The 16,090-nt window shown below is 55.9% G+C and carries 15 protein-coding genes; 10 read left to right on the top strand and 5 right to left on the bottom strand.

What is annotated here, in order from left to right; genetic code table 11:
• The first annotated feature begins 33 nt into the window (after positions 1–33).
• Positions 34–1,602 carry a polynucleotide adenylyltransferase PcnB gene (gene pcnB, locus BS640_RS02095; protein ID WP_376783556.1) on the top strand — a complete coding sequence of 523 codons (1,569 nt, stop codon included), beginning with the start codon at positions 34–36 and terminating at the stop codon, positions 1,600–1,602.
• A complete protein-coding gene (folK, locus tag BS640_RS02090; protein WP_017489981.1) occupies positions 1,599–2,078 on the top strand; it encodes a 2-amino-4-hydroxy-6-hydroxymethyldihydropteridine diphosphokinase in 480 nt (159 codons plus the stop codon). Before pcnB ends, folK begins: the two co-directional genes overlap by 4 nt.
• Positions 2,079–2,125: 47 nt before the next feature.
• Here the strand turns inward: folK and BS640_RS02085 are convergent, their stop codons facing one another.
• The 3 genes from BS640_RS02085 to qseB all read right to left on the bottom strand — a co-directional run bounded on the left by BS640_RS02085 (position 2,126) and on the right by qseB (position 5,955).
• The gene (locus BS640_RS02085) at positions 2,126–3,730 is read right to left on the bottom strand and encodes an OpgD/OpgG family glucan biosynthesis protein (RefSeq protein ID WP_017489980.1); all 1,605 of its coding nucleotides are present in this window, start codon (positions 3,728–3,730) and stop codon (positions 2,126–2,128) included.
• 165 nt (positions 3,731–3,895) lie between these two features.
• A complete protein-coding gene (gene qseC, locus BS640_RS02080) occupies positions 3,896–5,254 on the bottom strand; it encodes a quorum sensing histidine kinase QseC (protein ID WP_084911776.1) in 1,359 nt (452 codons plus the stop codon).
• A gap of 35 nt (positions 5,255–5,289) precedes the next feature.
• Positions 5,290–5,955 (bottom strand): quorum sensing response regulator transcription factor QseB, encoded by a 666-nt coding sequence (qseB, locus tag BS640_RS02075; RefSeq protein WP_017489978.1) that lies wholly within the window; start codon positions 5,953–5,955, stop codon positions 5,290–5,292.
• A 180-nt stretch (positions 5,956–6,135) separates the two neighbouring features.
• Here qseB and panB point away from each other — a divergent pair, with 180 nt between their 5' ends.
• From panB to BS640_RS02035, 8 genes are all read left to right on the top strand, one after another.
• Entirely contained in the window at positions 6,136–6,930 is a 795-nt protein-coding gene (gene panB / locus BS640_RS02070; RefSeq protein ID WP_017489977.1) for a 3-methyl-2-oxobutanoate hydroxymethyltransferase, read from the top strand.
• A gap of 30 nt (positions 6,931–6,960) precedes the next feature.
• Positions 6,961–7,815, top strand: a complete 855-nt coding sequence (panC, locus tag BS640_RS02065; RefSeq protein WP_017489976.1) for a pantoate--beta-alanine ligase — start codon at positions 6,961–6,963, stop codon at positions 7,813–7,815.
• Positions 7,816–7,851: 36 nt separating this feature from the next.
• A complete protein-coding gene (gene panD / locus BS640_RS02060) occupies positions 7,852–8,232 on the top strand; it encodes an aspartate 1-decarboxylase (RefSeq protein ID WP_017489975.1) in 381 nt (126 codons plus the stop codon).
• A gap of 211 nt (positions 8,233–8,443) precedes the next feature.
• On the top strand, positions 8,444–10,048 hold the full coding sequence (locus tag BS640_RS02055; protein WP_017489974.1) for an ABC transporter substrate-binding protein: 1,605 nt from the start codon (positions 8,444–8,446) through the stop codon (positions 10,046–10,048).
• A gap of 21 nt (positions 10,049–10,069) precedes the next feature.
• Entirely contained in the window at positions 10,070–10,807 is a 738-nt protein-coding gene (locus tag BS640_RS02050; protein WP_017489973.1) for an aspartate/glutamate racemase family protein, read from the top strand.
• On the top strand, positions 10,795–11,784 hold the full coding sequence (locus BS640_RS02045; protein WP_017489972.1) for an ABC transporter permease: 990 nt from the start codon (positions 10,795–10,797) through the stop codon (positions 11,782–11,784). The genes BS640_RS02050 and BS640_RS02045 overlap by 13 nt, the downstream gene beginning before the upstream one ends.
• The gene (locus BS640_RS02040) at positions 11,781–12,668 is read left to right on the top strand and encodes an ABC transporter permease (protein WP_084911738.1); all 888 of its coding nucleotides are present in this window, start codon (positions 11,781–11,783) and stop codon (positions 12,666–12,668) included. The genes BS640_RS02045 and BS640_RS02040 overlap by 4 nt, the downstream gene beginning before the upstream one ends.
• A gap of 3 nt (positions 12,669–12,671) precedes the next feature.
• Positions 12,672–14,318, top strand: coding sequence for an ABC transporter ATP-binding protein (locus tag BS640_RS02035; RefSeq protein WP_017489970.1), 1,647 nt, complete (start codon positions 12,672–12,674; stop codon positions 14,316–14,318).
• A gap of 50 nt (positions 14,319–14,368) precedes the next feature.
• Here BS640_RS02035 and BS640_RS02030 read toward each other — a convergent pair whose 3' ends face one another.
• Complete coding sequence (locus tag BS640_RS02030; protein ID WP_017489969.1) at positions 14,369–15,139, bottom strand: ABC transporter permease; 771 nt, start codon at positions 15,137–15,139, stop codon at positions 14,369–14,371.
• Positions 15,139–16,062 (bottom strand): ABC transporter ATP-binding protein, encoded by a 924-nt coding sequence (locus BS640_RS02025; protein ID WP_026110269.1) that lies wholly within the window; start codon positions 16,060–16,062, stop codon positions 15,139–15,141. The genes BS640_RS02030 and BS640_RS02025 overlap by 1 nt, the downstream gene beginning before the upstream one ends.
• Positions 16,063–16,090 lie beyond the last annotated feature (28 nt).

The following is a 16,090-nucleotide window of genomic DNA, read 5'->3' as shown; positions in this document are numbered from 1 at the left end:
CGCCATTCTTATCCGACACTATCGAGGTGTACCATTTTTACCCGAGTAGCCAATTTTTGCCGTAAGGTGCTAGTTCGTGAAGATAAAATCAGTCGTGAAGAGACGCCCGTTCATGATGATAAAGGCCACCGCGATCCCATTACTTCCCCTGACGTTGAACAGGTGAAGGCTAAAGCGCCAGAAGTTCGTGAAAGACGCACTGCACCGCGTCAATCGCCGCGCACGCAGCAGCCACAGCAAAAACACGTGAGCAAACAAAGCGATGTATCGTCTGGCGACATGACGATTATCCCGCGCGACGGCCACGATATTTCACGCAAAGACATCAGCGATAACGCGCTGAAGGTGCTCTATCGCCTGAATAAATCAGGGTATGAGGCCTATCTGGTCGGCGGCGGCGTTCGCGATCTGCTGCTGCACAAGAAACCGAAAGACTTCGACATTACCACCAACGCGACGCCAGAGCAGGTCCGTAAACTGTTCCGCAACTGCCGTCTGGTTGGCCGTCGTTTCCGTTTGGCCCACGTCATGTTTGGCCCGGAAATCATCGAAGTAGCGACCTTCCGTGGACACCACGAACAGGTGCAGGAAACCGACGACAAGAATCTTTCCCAGCAGGCTCAGAACGGTATGCTGCTGCGCGACAACATCTTTGGTTCAATTGAAGAAGATGCTCAGCGCCGCGACTTCACCATTAACAGCCTGTACTACGGAATTTCTGACTTTACGCTGCGCGACTACACCGGCGGCCTGAAAGATTTGAAAGAAGGCGTGATTCGCCTGATTGGCGATCCTGAGACGCGTTACCGTGAAGATCCGGTACGTATGCTGCGTGCCGTGCGCTTCGCCGCCAAGCTGGACATGACCATCAGCCCGGAAACCGCCGAGCCTATTCCTCGTCTGGCGACCCTGTTGCAGGAAATTCCTCCGGCGCGTCTGTTTGAAGAATCCCTCAAGCTGCTGCAAGCGGGCTACGGTTTCAGAACCGCTGAGCTGCTGCGTGAATATCAGCTGTTCCAGCCACTGTTCCCACTGATTGCCCGCCAGTTCACCGAGGGCGGTGACAGCCCGATGGAACGCATTCTGGATCAGGTGCTGAAGAACACCGACCATCGTCTGCATAACGACATGCGGGTGAATCCGGCATTCCTGTTCGCGGCGATGCTGTGGTATCCGGTTATCGAACATGCGCAGAAACTGGCGCAGGAAGGCGGACTGACTTATTACGACGCCTTCTCACTGGCGATGAACGACGTGCTCGACGAGCAGTGCCGTTCTCTGGCTATTCCAAAACGCATCACTACGCTGGTGCGCGATATCTGGTCTCTGCAACTGCGTCTGTCTCGTCGTCAAGGCAAGCGCGCGCACAAGCTGATGGAACATCCTAAGTTCCGCGCTGCATTCGACCTGCTGGCGCTGCGCGCCGAAGTTGAGCAGCATCGTGAGCTGCAAAGCCTGACGCAATGGTGGAGCGAGTTCCAGGAGGCGACACCGGCGTCGCAGAAGAACATGCTGGGCACGCTGGGCGATGACGCGCCACCGCGCCGTAACCGCACACGTCGTCCCCGCAAACGTGCACCACGCGCGGGTAGCGGTCAATGATTCGGGTCTACATCGCGCTGGGCAGTAATCTTGCCCAGCCTGTAGACCAGGTTAACTGTGCGCTGGAGGCGCTGGCGCACATTCCTCGTACCCACCTGGTTCAGGCTTCTTCTTTTTACCGCAGTAAACCGCTTGGCCCGCAGGACCAGCCGGATTATCTCAATGCCGTGGTCGCGCTGGATACTCAGCTGCCAGCCCATCAGTTGCTCGACTATACTCAGGCGATTGAGCAAAATCAGGGCCGGGTGCGTAAAGCCGAACGCTGGGGACCGCGCACACTGGATCTCGATATGCTGCTTTACGGCAACGAGATTTATGCCACCGAGCGTCTCACCGTGCCGCACTACGACATGAAGAACCGCGAGTTCATGCTTTATCCGCTGGCAGAAATCGCCCCGGAGCTTCTCTTCCCCGACGGCGAGTCTTTGCAACAGGTTCTCACCCGCGTGCCCATCAACGGGCTGGTTCGCTGGTAATCTCTGCGTTAAATCTTTGCATCATCATCAACCCCTTGCCGTGGATGCTAAATTCCCTGTAACGGCCTCGGAGAAGACTCGAACGGCAGATACTGGTAAATCCAGGTTTCCGAGAGCGTCTTCTCCGCGTTTTTCAGGTACAGCCGCAGTTCGACCGGTTCTTTACCCTGCGAATGCAAATCAAAGAACGCACGCCATCGCTTGTTGTCGCCCGGAGACTTCTCGACCTTAACGCCGTCGAAGCTACCGCGTGAAGCCCACAGTACGGCCTCAGGTTTGGCGTCGACGGGAAGTTCATCCAGCACCTTTCCGCTGAATTCAATCATAAATTTGCGCACGCCTGACGGCGGATATGCCCCCGGATTACCGCCTCTGCCCAGGCGCGTTGCGCCACAGCGTGCCAACGATGAGGGAAAGGGCTCGTCGGCCAGCCAGTGCAGGCGATAGCTGAACTGATGCTGACTCCCCGCAACGGCAGGCTCTTTGGGCACCCACATCGCGACGATGTTGTCATAGATTTCGTCGTCGGTCGGGATCTCGACCAGCTGGACCGAGCCTTCGCCCCATTCGCCTCGCGTTTCAACCCACAGGTCGGGGCGACGCTCATAGCCGACCGAACCGAGATAGGCGTTAAAATTACGCTCCTTCTGCATCAGCCCAAAGCCCCGTGGATTGTTATCGCTGAACGCCGAGACCTGTATTTGCAGCGGATTATTCAGCGGCCGCCAGAGATGTTCACCGTGCCCGGTCCAGAGCGCTAATCCATCCGAGTCGTGCACCTCAGGCCGCCAGTCGGAGGCCGAGCCTTTAGCTATCTTTGAGAACCAGAACATCGAGGTCTGCGGCGCGATGCCAAATCGTCCGACGTCACGCCGTAAAAACAGCGAGCAATCGACGTCCATCACCACGCCCTTGGTACGTTGCAGAACAAAACGATAGGCGCCGCAAATGCTGGGTCCGTCGAGCAGCGCATAAACCACCAGACGATTACTGTCACCTTCGGGCGTTTCAAACCAGAAATGGGTAAAGTCGGGAAACTCCTCCGGCTCGCCGTTATAGACGGTATTGATGGCAATGCCACGCGCCGATAAACCAAACTGCCCCAGCTCGCCTACCGCGCGAAAATAAGACGCCCCCAGAAACGACACCCAGTCTTTGTCGGGATGGGTTTCTAATACCTGTTGATTCTCCAAAACGCGAAAACCGGTAAACACATTGCCTTTAATTTTAGGTAAAACGCCCGGCGTCTTGTTGGGCAGACTGAAGTAACCAATGTCCTGAATTATTTCCTGCGCAAGATGGTTTTCCACCACCGACATTTTCACCGGCGTGTGATGCAGACCGCTAACGCTAAAAAAAGTCACCGGGAAGCGGCTCGCGGTTTTGCCGAAAAGCGCATAGTCAGGGTTATAAATAATTTTTCGGTAGATGTCGTAATTTATGTTGGCCAGGATATTTTCGGGCACCGTTTCGGGGGGGATAAACGGACTTTTTGCCTGCGTTTCGGCCAGCTGGACCAGCCATTCGAAGCTGAATGCGCTGACCTTGCCAAGTTTTAACCGTTGTGCGGCCAGCGCCTCCGGCGTCAGCCCCAGCGCCGCGAGGGCCATCGAAAATGAGGTATAAGCGAGAAAGTTACGTCGTGTAACCATAAACAATACCCTTCCAGGTTGGAAAGTCTCTTACTTAAAAAGTATGGATAAAAGACGTTTTAAAATCCGTACCTGTAACTCTAGCAGAAGCTCGGGAATAAAATTTGCGTTAGAACATAAGGCTAGCACCGCCTCACTCGGCGCACCCTGTGGATGGCGTCTGTTTTAAAACGTCAGCAATACGCGCAGCCCTCCCTCGGGTGCATTGGCATAGGTGACCCTGATACCGTGTAACTGTGCGATGCGAAGGACTATCGAAATCCCAAGTCCACTGCCGGTTTGCTCCTGTCCCGGTGGTCGGTAGAAACGTTCTCCCAGACGCGACAAGTGATCCGCAGTGAGCCCTGGCCCTCCGTCTTCGAGACACAGGCCCGTAGGCGATAACGTCAGGCGCACTGCGCTGCTCGTCGGCGAATAGCGAATGGCATTATCCAGCAGATTACGGACCAGCAGAGAGAGCAGCAGAGGCTGTCCACGCATCGGCGGCGGCGTACCCTTTTGTTCCAGTATCAACTCGACGCCTTTGCGATGCGCGGTTGCGTCCTGCTCTATCAGCGCCTGCGCCACTAGCTCGGGCCAGTCAATCGGCGACAGGTCATCAAGCGAGGTAAAGGATTCAAGGCGCGAGAGGGTCAAAAGCTGATCGACAAGGCGCGTGGCCCTATCGATGCTGGTGGTCAGATTTTTCACCGCATTCTCGCGCACCTGCTTATCGTCTCCCGCCAGCTGAACGACCTCCGTCTGCACCCGCAGCGCGGCCAGAGGACTGCGCAACTCGTGAGCGGCATCCGAGGTAAAACGCCGCTCACGCACCAGCATGTCCTGCGTGCGGGCAAAGAGCGAATTCAGCGACTGCACCAGCGGCATGACCTCGCCGGGGATTTTTTCGGTCGAGAGCGGTTGCGCCTCGTCGGCGGCACGATGCTGTAAATCATGCGCCACGCGCCGCAGAGGACGCAGCTCACGCGTCAACATGACAATCATGGCCAACATCAGCACCGGCAAGGACGCCAGCCAAGGCAGCAGCTGACCGCTCACCATGTCCCACGCCATATCGCTGCGGTAATCGTACTCTTGCCCCACGGCGATGCGGTATCGTCCGTCGGTCGAGGTCAGCCACAGCAAACGCCAGCTGTTGTCATCCCCCTTAAGTTCGGCATCGGTGAATCCCTGCGCGTTTTTGTCGAAACGAATCGCCTTGCCGTGTTCACCGTCGTTGAGCAGCATATGCCCCTCTCGGTCGAAAACCGCAAAGGTCAGCGCGTCATCGTCGGTATGTCCACGGTGGTGTTTATCCACCAGCGTCTTGGTACCGGGCAGGTCGACGTCCTGACCTTTAACCAGCTTGTCGCCCAGATCGGCCGTCGCAAGACGCTTGGCAAACAGCATCTGCTGGGTATCGAATACCTGATTAATTTTATGGCGGGTCTGCTGCCACGCGATGCTGCTCGCCACTGTCCAGGTCACCAACGCCAGCACCGCAAACAGCAGGATCAGCCGCATCTTGAGGCTGAGGGTTCTCAACCGGGCGCGCAGGGTGCGTAAATTGAAAGATAACCTCACGAGTTTTCATCACCCAGAATGTAACCCACGCCGTGAAGGGTACGGATAAAACCGTTGCCCAGCTTGCGGCGCAGGTGATGAATATGGACCTCGACGGCGTTGCTGCTGACCTCTTGATCCCAGCTGTAGAGCTTTTCCTGCAGCAGCTGGCGCTGTAATACGCGGCCTTTATTGCGTAAAAACAGCTCCAGCACCGAGACTTCCCGCGAGGTGAGCACGACGGGCTCACCGTTGAGGCTCACGCCACGCGAGGCGGGGTCAAATTCGACGTTGCCGTGCTGAATTTTGGGCGTCACCTGTCCGTGTCGGCGGCGAATCAGCGCCTCAAGCCGCGCGGCAACTTCCACCAGCGCAAAGGGTTTACAAAGATAGTCATCGGCACCGGACTGAAGCCCGCTGACGCGATCCTCCAGCGCATCCCGAGCCGTCAGAATCAATACTGGAGTATCGTTTCCTCCCTGCCGCCATTGACGCAGCAGATGCATGCCGTCGAGCCCCGGCAGGCTCAGGTCAAGGATAACCGCGTCATAGGGTGCACTGTCGAGCGCAGTCTTGCCGGTCATGCCATCGGTGAACCAGTCGAGGGTAAATCCCAGGCGCGTGAGGCCCACTTTGATGCCGTCGCCAATCATCTTGTCGTCTTCAATCAGTAGAATTCTCATCGTTCGCCCTGGTTTTATCCGCGCTACTGCGCCCGCTTATTCAGTATATCCGCCACTTATTAAGTGTTTCTTAAAGTGTGAGGTAACTTTAACTTACCTCAAACAGACTACGTGATTGAGTGAGCTTCCAGTAGAATAGCCAACAGGATAGTTGACAGTTTATAAGGCTGAGAAATTACAATGAAAGCAACCACCATGAGCCAACTTCGCCAATGGAAGCAGGAAAAACACAAATTTGCGACCATTACCGCCTATGACGCCAGCTTTGCCCAGCTTTTCGCGGAACAAGGTATTCCCGTGATGCTGATTGGCGACTCACTGGGCATGGTTGTCCAGGGCCAGGACTCAACGTTGCCGGTCACCCTCGAAGATATTGTTTACCACACCCGCTGCGTTCGTCGCGGTGCGCCTAAAGCGCTGCTGCTTTCCGACCTGCCCTTTATGACCTATGCCACGCCGGAACAGACCTTCGACAGCGCCGCTCAGCTGATGCGCGCCGGCGCTAACATGGTCAAACTCGAGGGAGGAAGCTGGCTGTGCGACACCGTGTCCGCGTTGACCGAGCGCGCCGTGCCGGTCTGTGGTCATTTGGGGCTGACGCCGCAGTCGGTTAACATCTTCGGCGGTTATAAGGTTCAGGGCCGTGGTGAAGCGGCGGCCAATCAGCTGTTGCAGGACGCGTTGGCGCTGCAAAAAGCCGGTATCCAGCTCCTGGTGCTGGAGTGTGTGCCCGTCGAGTTGGCCCGTCGCGTCACTGAAGAGCTGACAATACCGGTCATCGGTATCGGCGCGGGTAACGCAACCGACGGTCAGATTCTGGTCATGCACGATGCCTTTGGCATCACCGGTGGCCATATTCCTAAATTTGCCAAAGACTTCCTCGCCGAGGCCGGTGACATCCGCGATGCCGTACGTTTGTATGTCAAAGAGGTTGAGGAAGGCGTATACCCTGGACCTGAACACAGCTTTCAGTAAGCACCTTGCAACTCAGATAGAGGCATAATTGTGTTAATCATTGAAACTATTCCGCTGCTGCGCCGTGAGATTCGCTTTTTCAAACAAAATAACCAGCGCATCGCGCTGGTGCCGACGATGGGCAATCTGCATCAGGGCCACATGACGCTGGTTGACGAAGCCAAAGCGCGGGCGGATATTGTCATCGTCAGCATCTTTGTCAATCCAATGCAGTTTGAGCGCGCCGATGACCTCGAGCGCTATCCGCGTACCTTGCAGGAAGACTGCGAGAAGCTGAACAAACGAGGCGTCGATCTGGTGTTCGCTCCGGTGCCGGCGGAGGTCTATCCTAAAGGCCTCGCGTCACAAACTCAGGTCGACGTTCCGGGTCTGTCGACCCTTCTCGAAGGTGCCAGCCGTCCGGGGCATTTCCGCGGCGTTTCAACCATTGTCAGTAAGCTGTTCAATCTGGTACAGCCAGACGTCGCCTGTTTCGGCCAAAAAGACTATCAACAGCTGGCACTGATCCGCGCGTTGGTAGAAGATATGGGGTATGACATCGAAATTGTCGGCGTGCCGACCGTGCGCGCCAAAGACGGTTTGGCGCTCAGCTCTCGCAACGGCTATCTGACCAGTGACGAGCGTAAAATCGCGCCGCGTCTTGCCAAGATTATGAATCAGGTCGCCACGCGCCTGACTCAGGGTGAACGTCATGTTGAAGAGCTGCTGGCCGATTGTGCCGAGCAGCTGCGCGAAGCCGGTTTTCAGCCGGACGAACTTTTCATTCGCGATGCAAAAACGTTACGTGATTTGTCGGTCGACAGCACATCAGCGGTTATTTTGATGGCGGCCTGGCTGGGCAACGCTAGATTGATCGACAATCAGGAAGTGGATTTAACCGTTTAATATTCATCACTGACTTCGAAGGTAAAGGTAAGAATTATGATTCGCACAATGCTGCAGGGTAAATTACATCGCGTTCACGTGACGCATGCCGATTTACACTATGAAGGGTCTTGCGCCATCGATCAGGATTTCCTGGATGCGTCCGGGATCCTTGAATACGAAGCTATCGATATTTATAACGTGACTAACGGTCAGCGTTTCTCTACCTACGCCATCGCGGCCGAGCGCGGCTCACGCATTATCTCGGTAAACGGTGCAGCGGCGCACTGCGCCAGCGTTGACGATCTGCTGATTATTTGTTCCTACGTGCAGATGTCCGATGCCGATGCGCGTCAACATCAGCCTAAAGTGGCCTATTTTGAAGGCGCGAATCAGCTGAAACGTACCGCAAAAGCGGTGCCCGTTCAGGTTGCCTGAATGCTGAAAATTGCGTAAAAAACGGGAGCCTGTGCTCCCGTTTTTATTTGTCCGATGATATCTCGCTGTTATTTACCTCTGCCGTTTCCCTTTGCCATTTTTCTGCTTTTAAAACACTTTTAAGTTCATAGTCCTAAAAATAGAGATTTGATAGCTTTTAATTCGATTTAAAAATACTCATCTCTTCTATTACAAAGAAAGGGCTATTGTTATGCGCTTATTTCGACAATTAAGTCGTGCTTTGTCTTTATTTATTCTAGGGATCCTGTTTATTTCCGCTACGGCGCAGAGCCAGACTATCACGCCGCATCAAGGTGGGACGCTGACCCTGATATTACCGAGTGAACCTTCGGCGCTGGTGGCGTTAGCCACGGTGGCACAGCCGGTTATTGCCGTCAGCAGCAAGGTCAATGAAGGACTGCTGACCTACGACTATAGCCTCAACCCGCTGCCGCAGCTGGCAACCTCGTGGGACATAAGCGCGGATGGCCTACAGTACACCTTCCATTTGCGTAAAGGGGTGACATGGACCGACGGTCAGCCGTTTACCTCGCAAGACGTGGCCTTCTCCATCGACCTGCTGAAGAAGACACATCCGCGCGCCAAAGCCACTTTTGCCAACGTCGAGTCGATAAGTACCCCCGATCCTTTAACGGCAGTATTTAAACTCAGTCATCCGGCACCTTATTTGATTCGCGCCTTTGCCGCCGGCGAAACACCTATTTTGCCAAAACATATTTATGCCAATACTGACCCGTTAAAAAATGAAAATAATAATCACCCGATCGGTACCGGGCCTTATATCTTTGAAAAATGGGTTCGCGGCAGTTATATCATCTATAAACGTAACCCAAATTATTGGGACGCGCCTAAGCCGTATATCGATCAGCTGATCGTGAAGTTTTCAACCGATCCGGTGGTTCGATCGCTTGATTTACAAACCGGACAGGCCGACTTGGGTTATCGCACGCCGGTTGCACTCAGCGAGCTAAAAACACTCCAGAAGAGGCCGGATCTGGTGTTTGACTATAAGGGGTACAACTATAACTACAGCGTGGCGTCAATTTACTTCAACCTTGACGATAAACTGTTTAAAGACATCCGCGTGCGTCAGGCAATTGCCCACAGCATCAACCGTGAAGCACTGCTGCGGGTGGTTTATTTTGGCTATGCGACGCCCACCGAATCGCCGATTGCTCCCGGCCTGAAAGCGTTCCACAGCGCCGCACCCTCGCCTTATCAATATGACCTTGCGGCCGCTAACAGACTGCTCGATGACGCCGGTTACAAGCAAGGCAGCGACGGTATTCGACTGCGCGTGACGCTCGACTACAACACCTATGACGATACCTTCCGCCGGAATGCAGAGTTTGTGCGCTCGGCGCTGAGCAGAATCGGCATCGCCGTTACCCTTCGCTCTCAGGATATCTCCACCTACGCCGAACGCGTCTTTACTCGTCGAGACTTCCAGTTCTCCATCGACCAGTACGCCAATCTCTACGATCCCACGGTCGGCGTCCAGCGCCTCTACTGGTCGAAGAACTATCGTCTGGGCGTCCCCTGGACCAACATCACTCACTACAACAATCCGGCAGTCGATAAACTGCTCGAAGCCGCGCAAACCGAAAACGACGCCCAGAAACGCATTGATGAATTCAGGCAGTTTCAGGACATTGTGCAGCGAGAAGTGCCCGATATCCCGCTGGCTTCACCGCAGTTTATTACCCTTGCCAACAAGCGGGTTCATGACAGTTCACCGACCGCAGACGGCGTAGAAGGCAATCTTTCGTCGGTTTGGGTCGACCCTAAACCTTAACAACGGCACTCGGAGAACGCGATGAGTCAGCAATCAAACAGAGCCGACGTTAAACCGGCAACCCTTGGCATTCTGATGGTGAAAACGCATTTCCGCCGCTATCACGGCGATATCGGCAACCCAAATACCTGGAATTTTCCGGTGCGCTATAAGGTGGTGGAGGAGGCAGTACCTCAACGCATGGGGCATCTGGGCGAGTTCAAGCTGCTCGAACCGTTCAAACGTGCGGCGCAGGCGCTTATTGACGAAGGCGTCGACGGGCTGACCACCAGCTGCGGCTATCTGTCGTGGTATCAGCAACAGCTGGCCGAATGGTCGCCGGTGCCGGTGGTCACCAGCAGCCTGTTGCAGTACGTTACCGTGCGTCAGCTGCTGCCCGCTCATCGTCAGCCGCTGATCCTCACTTTCGATGAAACAACGCTGAAAGCAGACTATCTTACCCGCGTCGGTATCCCAGGTGACGCCGCCGTCGCCGGTATGCCGGCAAGCTCGGCGTTCGTGCGGTCTATCCGTGAAGGTGACACCTCGGTAAGCTGGCAGACGCTGGCCGACGAGGTACTCAGCGCCGCCGAGGCTGCGCTGAAACGCTTCCCGAATGCGGGCGCCTTTGTACTGGAATGCACCAACCTCGCACCGTTCAGCGCGTTGATTCGGGCGCGATTTGGCCTGCCGGTTTACGACACCGTCACCTTGGTTAACGGCTTCTACGCGGCTCTGCGCCCGTCATTTTGGGACGGTGGCCAACAATGGAATCTTTGACCCGGATCTTTTACGCGCTGGGTCGGGCACTTTTTCAGGCGGTGCCCGCCGCGCTGGGGATTGTGCTGGTGGTATTCCTGTTTCTCCAGCTGGTTCCCGGCGACGTGGTCGATGTTATGGCGAGCCAGTCCGGCAGCGCAACCGCCGAAAATATGGCCTGGCTACGCGCGGAGTATGGGCTGGATAAGCCGGTACTGCTCCAGTTCTACAGCTATCTTTCGCATCTGGCGCATTTTAATCTCGGCTATTCACCGCGCTACGGCACGGACGTCACCACGCTCATCCTTTCCCGTCTGCCCAATACCCTGTTGCTGATGCTGTTGGCGCAGTGTGTCGCGCTGGTCGTGGGTATCAGCTTTGGCGTCATCATGGCGGTCTGGGCCAATAAATGGCCCGACCGTCTGCTCACGCTGCTGAATCTGTTGCTCTATTCACTGCCGGGTTTCTGGATGGGGCTGGTCATCCTGCTGCTGTTCTCGGTGCAGCTGGACTGGCTACCGAGCGGCGGCAGTCAGACCGTAGGCGCCAATCTCACCGGCTGGCACGCGATAGTCGATACACTCCGCCATGCCGTGCTACCGGTCCTGTCATTGAGCAGCTATTTCATCGCCATTTATGCCCGCCTCACCCGCAGCGCGATGCTGGAAATCGCCAGTCAGGACTTTGTCCGCACCGCCCACGCCAAAGGGCTGCACCCGCGCACCGTGGCTTTGCGCCATATTTTGCGCTGCGCCTTGATGCCGGTAACCACCGTGGCCGGCATGTATTTCGGTAATCTGCTGGGCGGCGCGGCGGTCATCGAAACGGTATTTAACTGGCCCGGACTCGGCAGTCTGGCGATGGAGGCGATTGTGGCACGCGACTTCAACGTGGTCCTTGGCGTGCTGCTGCTCTCGGCGTTTCTGGTGGTAAGCGTCAATATTGTGGTCGACGTACTGCAAAGCTGGCTTGACCCACGCATCGAGGGCAAAAAATGAAAAGTGCAGTCGATCCTTTACTTGCTAACGCATTGACGCAAAAACCGGCCGGTCTCTCGGGCTGGCGGCGCTTTTGGCACTCGCTCGAGGCGGTGGTGGGCAGCGTGCTGCTGCTGATCGTGCTCACAATGGCCGCTCTGGCATCCTGGTTGTTTCCCGGCGATCCGCTGGAGATGGTGGCACAGCCTTTCCTGTGGCCAGGCGATGACCCTGCGTATCGGCTCGGCACCGACTCGTTGGGGCGCGACGTCGCGTCTGAGCTGTTTCACGGTGCCCAGGTTTCGCTGCAAATCGGCTTCAGTGCGGTGGTCGTCAGCCTGCTGATTGGCATTATTGCCGGGGCCAGCGCGGGCTATTTCGGCGGCTGGACAGACCGCGTTGTCGTTCGTCTTGCCGAACTGTTCCAGACCTTCCCGTCGTTTCTATTGGTGGTGGTGCTGGTGGTAGTGGGGCAACCGACCGTCACCTATATCTCATTCGCCATCGGACTCGCATCATGGCCGATGATCGCCCGGCTGGTTCGAGCCGAGTATCGTCAGCTGCGTTCACTGGACTTCGTGCTGGCAGCGCACAGCCTCGGCTACAGCCCGCTGCGCGTTATTTTTCGTGAACTGCTGCCCAACGTGCTGCCCTCACTGATTGTCACCCTGTCGGTGCTAATGGCCTCGTCGATTCTCACTGAGTCCTCGCTGGCCTTTCTCGGCTTCAGCGATCCTAACCGTATCAGCTGGGGCAGCATGATTGGCGATGGCCGACAGTCATTGCAGAACGCCTGGTATCTGGCGGTTATTCCGGGCAGTGCGCTGGCGGTGACCATTCTGGCGCTCAATCTGCTGGGCGACGCCCTGAACAATTGGCTCAACCCGCGCAGCAAGGGGAAATAATTCATGGCCTCTCTTCTCGAATTCAAAAACTTCGGTGTCACCTTTGGTGAATACGCCGCCGTGCGCCAACTGAATCTCCAGGTGCAGCAGGGTCAGTTTATGGCGCTGGTCGGCGAGTCGGGCTGCGGCAAGTCGATTACCGCGCTGTCGGCGATGCGGCTTGCCCCAGACAATGCCCGCCTCAGTGGCGAAATACTCTATCAGGGCACCAACCTGCTCGCCCTGCCCGCGGCTCGCGTTCGCCAATTACGCGGCAAAGATATCGCGATGATTTTTCAGGAGCCGATGACCTCGCTTAACCCGGTGCTCACTATCGGCCAGCAAATTATCGAGACTCTGCGCCTGCATCTCGGTCTTTCAGCTAAAGCAGCGCGCGTGCGGGCCATTGAGCTGTTGCAGTGGGTCAATATTCCCTACGCAGAAAAACGCATCGATGACTATGCACACCATCTTTCGGGCGGCCAACGGCAAAGGGTAATGATTGCCATGGCGGTAGCCTGCGAACCCAAACTGCTGATCGCCGACGAGCCGACCACGGCGCTGGACGTCACGGTGCAGATTCAGATCCTCAGCCTGCTGGACAAACTGCGCCAGGAGTTGGGCATGGGTGTACTGTTTATCACTCATGACCTTGGGCTGGTCGAACAGCGCGCGGACCGTGTCGCGGTTATGTATCAGGGTGAAAAGATTGAAGAGGCCGAAAAGTCGGCGCTGTTTCAGCACCCGCAGCATGCTTACAGCAAAGGGCTGCTGGCCGCTTCGCTGCACGGCAGTCAGGCCACACACTACCGCAGCAGTCGTCTGACGGAGATTGTCCATCATCTCGACGCTCCCCCGACCCTTTACACGCCGCCCATTGTACCCGCTCGCCCGATTCAAAATGCCGGACGTCCCCTGCTAAAGCTGGAGAAAGTCAGCTTTCATTATCCTTCAGCCAGCCCCCAAACCGCCTCGGTCAAGGACGTATCGCTGGAGATTATGCCGGGCGAGACGCTGGGCCTGGTGGGTGAATCAGGCTGCGGCAAGTCGACTCTGTCCAAACTGATACTACGCCTGCTGACGCCAAAAAGTGGCAGCATCAATTTCGAGGGGCAGGATATTACTCAACTGACGTCCTCGCAGCTTGCGCCGCTAAGACGCCGTATCCAGATGGTGTTTCAGGATCCCTACGCCTCGCTCAATCCGCGCCATACGGTTGGTGAAATCCTCAGGACGCCGCTGCGGGTCCACCGGCTGGGCAACCGGGCCACGCATCATCAGGCGGTGTTGAAAATACTCGATCAGGTCGGTTTACCGGCCAACTCAGTGGAGCGCTATCCGCACGAATTTTCGGGCGGCCAGCGGCAGCGCATTGGCATTGCTCGCGCGTTGATAGTCAATCCACAGCTGATTATTTGCGACGAGCCGGTGTCGGCACTAGACGTCTCGGTGCAGGCGCAAATTCTGAATCTGTTGGTAGATTTAAAGCAGGAAAGGCAGCTGTCGCTGCTGTTTATCTCACACGATTTGGCGGTAGTGCGCTATATCGCAGACCGGGTAATGGTGATGTATCAGGGGGAGTCGGTGGAGCAAGGCAGTCATCAGCAAATTTGGCAGCAACCTCGGCATCCTTATACCCGGCAGCTGTTGCAGGCTATTACACCAGGTTAAAACTAAGGATAAAGGCGTCTCCCGCCGACAAGCGGGAGACGCCATCACAGCTAGGTCCGCAGACCACGACCGCGTTCGATGAGATACCAGGCCAGCAGATAGAACACCGCAATGAAGGCGACCAGCACCGTCAGGGTGAATACCAGCGGCACATCGGAGATTCCCAGGAAACCGAAACGGAAGCCGCTAATCATATACACGATAGGGTTTAGCTTGGAGACCGCCTGCCAGAACGGTGGCAGCAGCGTCAGGGAGTAGAACACGCCCCCCAGGTAGGTCAGCGGGGTCAGTACAAAGGTCGGGATCAGGCTGATGTCATCGAAACTGCTCGCAAACACGGCGTTCAGCAGGCCGCCCAGCGAGAACAGGATTGCGGTCAGCAACAGCGTCACGGCGATCACCCACCAGGAGTGGATCTGCAAGTGGGTGAAGAACAGCGAAATGATAGTCACTAGGATCCCCACGCAGATACCGCGTGCCACGCCGCCGCCGACGTAACCGGCAATCACTACGTGCGTCGGCACTGGTGCCACCAGCAGCTCTTCAATGTTGCGCTGAAACTTGGCGCTGAAGAACGACGAGGCAACGTTGGCGTAGGAGTTGGTGATAACCGACATCATGATCAGGCCCGGAACGATGAACTGCATGTAGCTAAAACCGTGCATATCGCCGATACGAGAACCAATCAGATTACCGAAAATCACAAAATAGAGAGACATGGTGATAACCGGTGGCACCAGGGTTTGCACCCAGATACGTCCAAAACGGTTTATCTCTTTCATCCAGATACTTTTAAGTGCCACCCAGTAGAGTTGCGACATTATTTTTTACCCTCACTGCCATTCACCAGGTCGACAAACAGCTCTTCCAAACGGTTGGCTTTATTACGCATGCTCAACACCTGAACCCCCTGCTTGCTGAGTTGGCTAAACAGTGAATTCAGCCCCTGTTCACGCATGACTTCCACTTCCAGCGTCGAGGTATCGAGCAGCGTGCTGTGATAGCCGTCAAGATGTGGGATAGCGCTTTTAGGCGCTAAATCAAGCACAAAGGTTTCAGACTTCAGCTTAGACAGCAACGACTTCATCGAGGTGTTTTCGACCAGCTGGCCATGCTGGATGATGCCGATATTGCGGCACAGCATTTCGGCTTCTTCGAGATAGTGGGTCGTCAGAATGATGGTCGTGCCCTGCGCGTTGAGCTCCTTCAGGAAGCCCCACATCGAACGACGCAGCTCAATGTCGACGCCCGCGGTCGGTTCATCGAGGATCAGCAGTTTTGGCTCGTGCATTAACGCACGGGCAATCATCAGACGGCGCTTCATCCCGCCAGACAGCATGCGGGAACGTTCATTGCGCTTGCCCCACAGGTCGAGCTGGGTGAGGTATTTTTCGGCACGCGAGATGGCGTCCGAGCGCTTAACGCCGTAGTAACCGGCCTGATTGACCACCACCTGCATCACGGTTTCAAAAGGGTTAAAGTTGAACTCCTGAGGAACCAGTCCGAGCTGGCGCTTAGCGTTAACAATGTCCTTGTCGATGTCGTAACCAAATACCTGAACCTTGCCGGCTGACTTGTTGACCAACGAGCTGATAATCCCAATCGTGGTCGACTTTCCGGCCCCGTTAGGACCAAGCAGTGCATAGAAATCACCGGCTTCAACGCGTAAATCGATACCGCGCAATGCCTGCACACCACCTGCGTAGGTTTTGGTTAACTTCTCCAGTTCTAAAGCGTATGTCATAAGTGAAGTCTTACCTTTTTCCGAGGTT

The organism is Rouxiella badensis, assembly GCF_002093665.1.
In the GTDB taxonomy this organism is placed as follows: Bacteria; Pseudomonadota; Gammaproteobacteria; order Enterobacterales; family Enterobacteriaceae; genus Rouxiella; species Rouxiella badensis.
This window is presented reverse-complemented; position numbering and strand designations above follow the sequence as displayed.

What these genes read in the sequence shown, in the direction of transcription:
- BS640_RS02050 (WP_017489973.1), top strand. Translation starts at nt 10,070, where the DNA reads ATGAGTCAGCAATCAAACAGAGCCGACGTTAAACCGGCAACCCTTGGC.
- panB (WP_017489977.1), top strand. Translation starts at nt 6,136, where the DNA reads ATGAAAGCAACCACCATGAGCCAACTTCGCCAATGGAAGCAGGAAAAA.
- BS640_RS02040 (WP_084911738.1), top strand. Translation starts at nt 11,781, where the DNA reads ATGAAAAGTGCAGTCGATCCTTTACTTGCTAACGCATTGACGCAAAAA.
- BS640_RS02045 (WP_017489972.1), top strand. Translation starts at nt 10,795, where the DNA reads ATGGAATCTTTGACCCGGATCTTTTACGCGCTGGGTCGGGCACTTTTT.
- folK (WP_017489981.1), top strand. Translation starts at nt 1,599, where the DNA reads ATGATTCGGGTCTACATCGCGCTGGGCAGTAATCTTGCCCAGCCTGTA.
- BS640_RS02025 (WP_026110269.1), bottom strand. Translation starts at nt 16,062, where the DNA reads ATGACATACGCTTTAGAACTGGAGAAGTTAACCAAAACCTACGCAGGT.
- BS640_RS02030 (WP_017489969.1), bottom strand. Translation starts at nt 15,139, where the DNA reads ATGTCGCAACTCTACTGGGTGGCACTTAAAAGTATCTGGATGAAAGAG.
- BS640_RS02055 (WP_017489974.1), top strand. Translation starts at nt 8,444, where the DNA reads ATGCGCTTATTTCGACAATTAAGTCGTGCTTTGTCTTTATTTATTCTA.
- BS640_RS02035 (WP_017489970.1), top strand. Translation starts at nt 12,672, where the DNA reads ATGGCCTCTCTTCTCGAATTCAAAAACTTCGGTGTCACCTTTGGTGAA.
- qseB (WP_017489978.1), bottom strand. Translation starts at nt 5,955, where the DNA reads ATGAGAATTCTACTGATTGAAGACGACAAGATGATTGGCGACGGCATC.
- panD (WP_017489975.1), top strand. Translation starts at nt 7,852, where the DNA reads ATGATTCGCACAATGCTGCAGGGTAAATTACATCGCGTTCACGTGACG.
- BS640_RS02085 (WP_017489980.1), bottom strand. Translation starts at nt 3,730, where the DNA reads ATGGTTACACGACGTAACTTTCTCGCTTATACCTCATTTTCGATGGCC.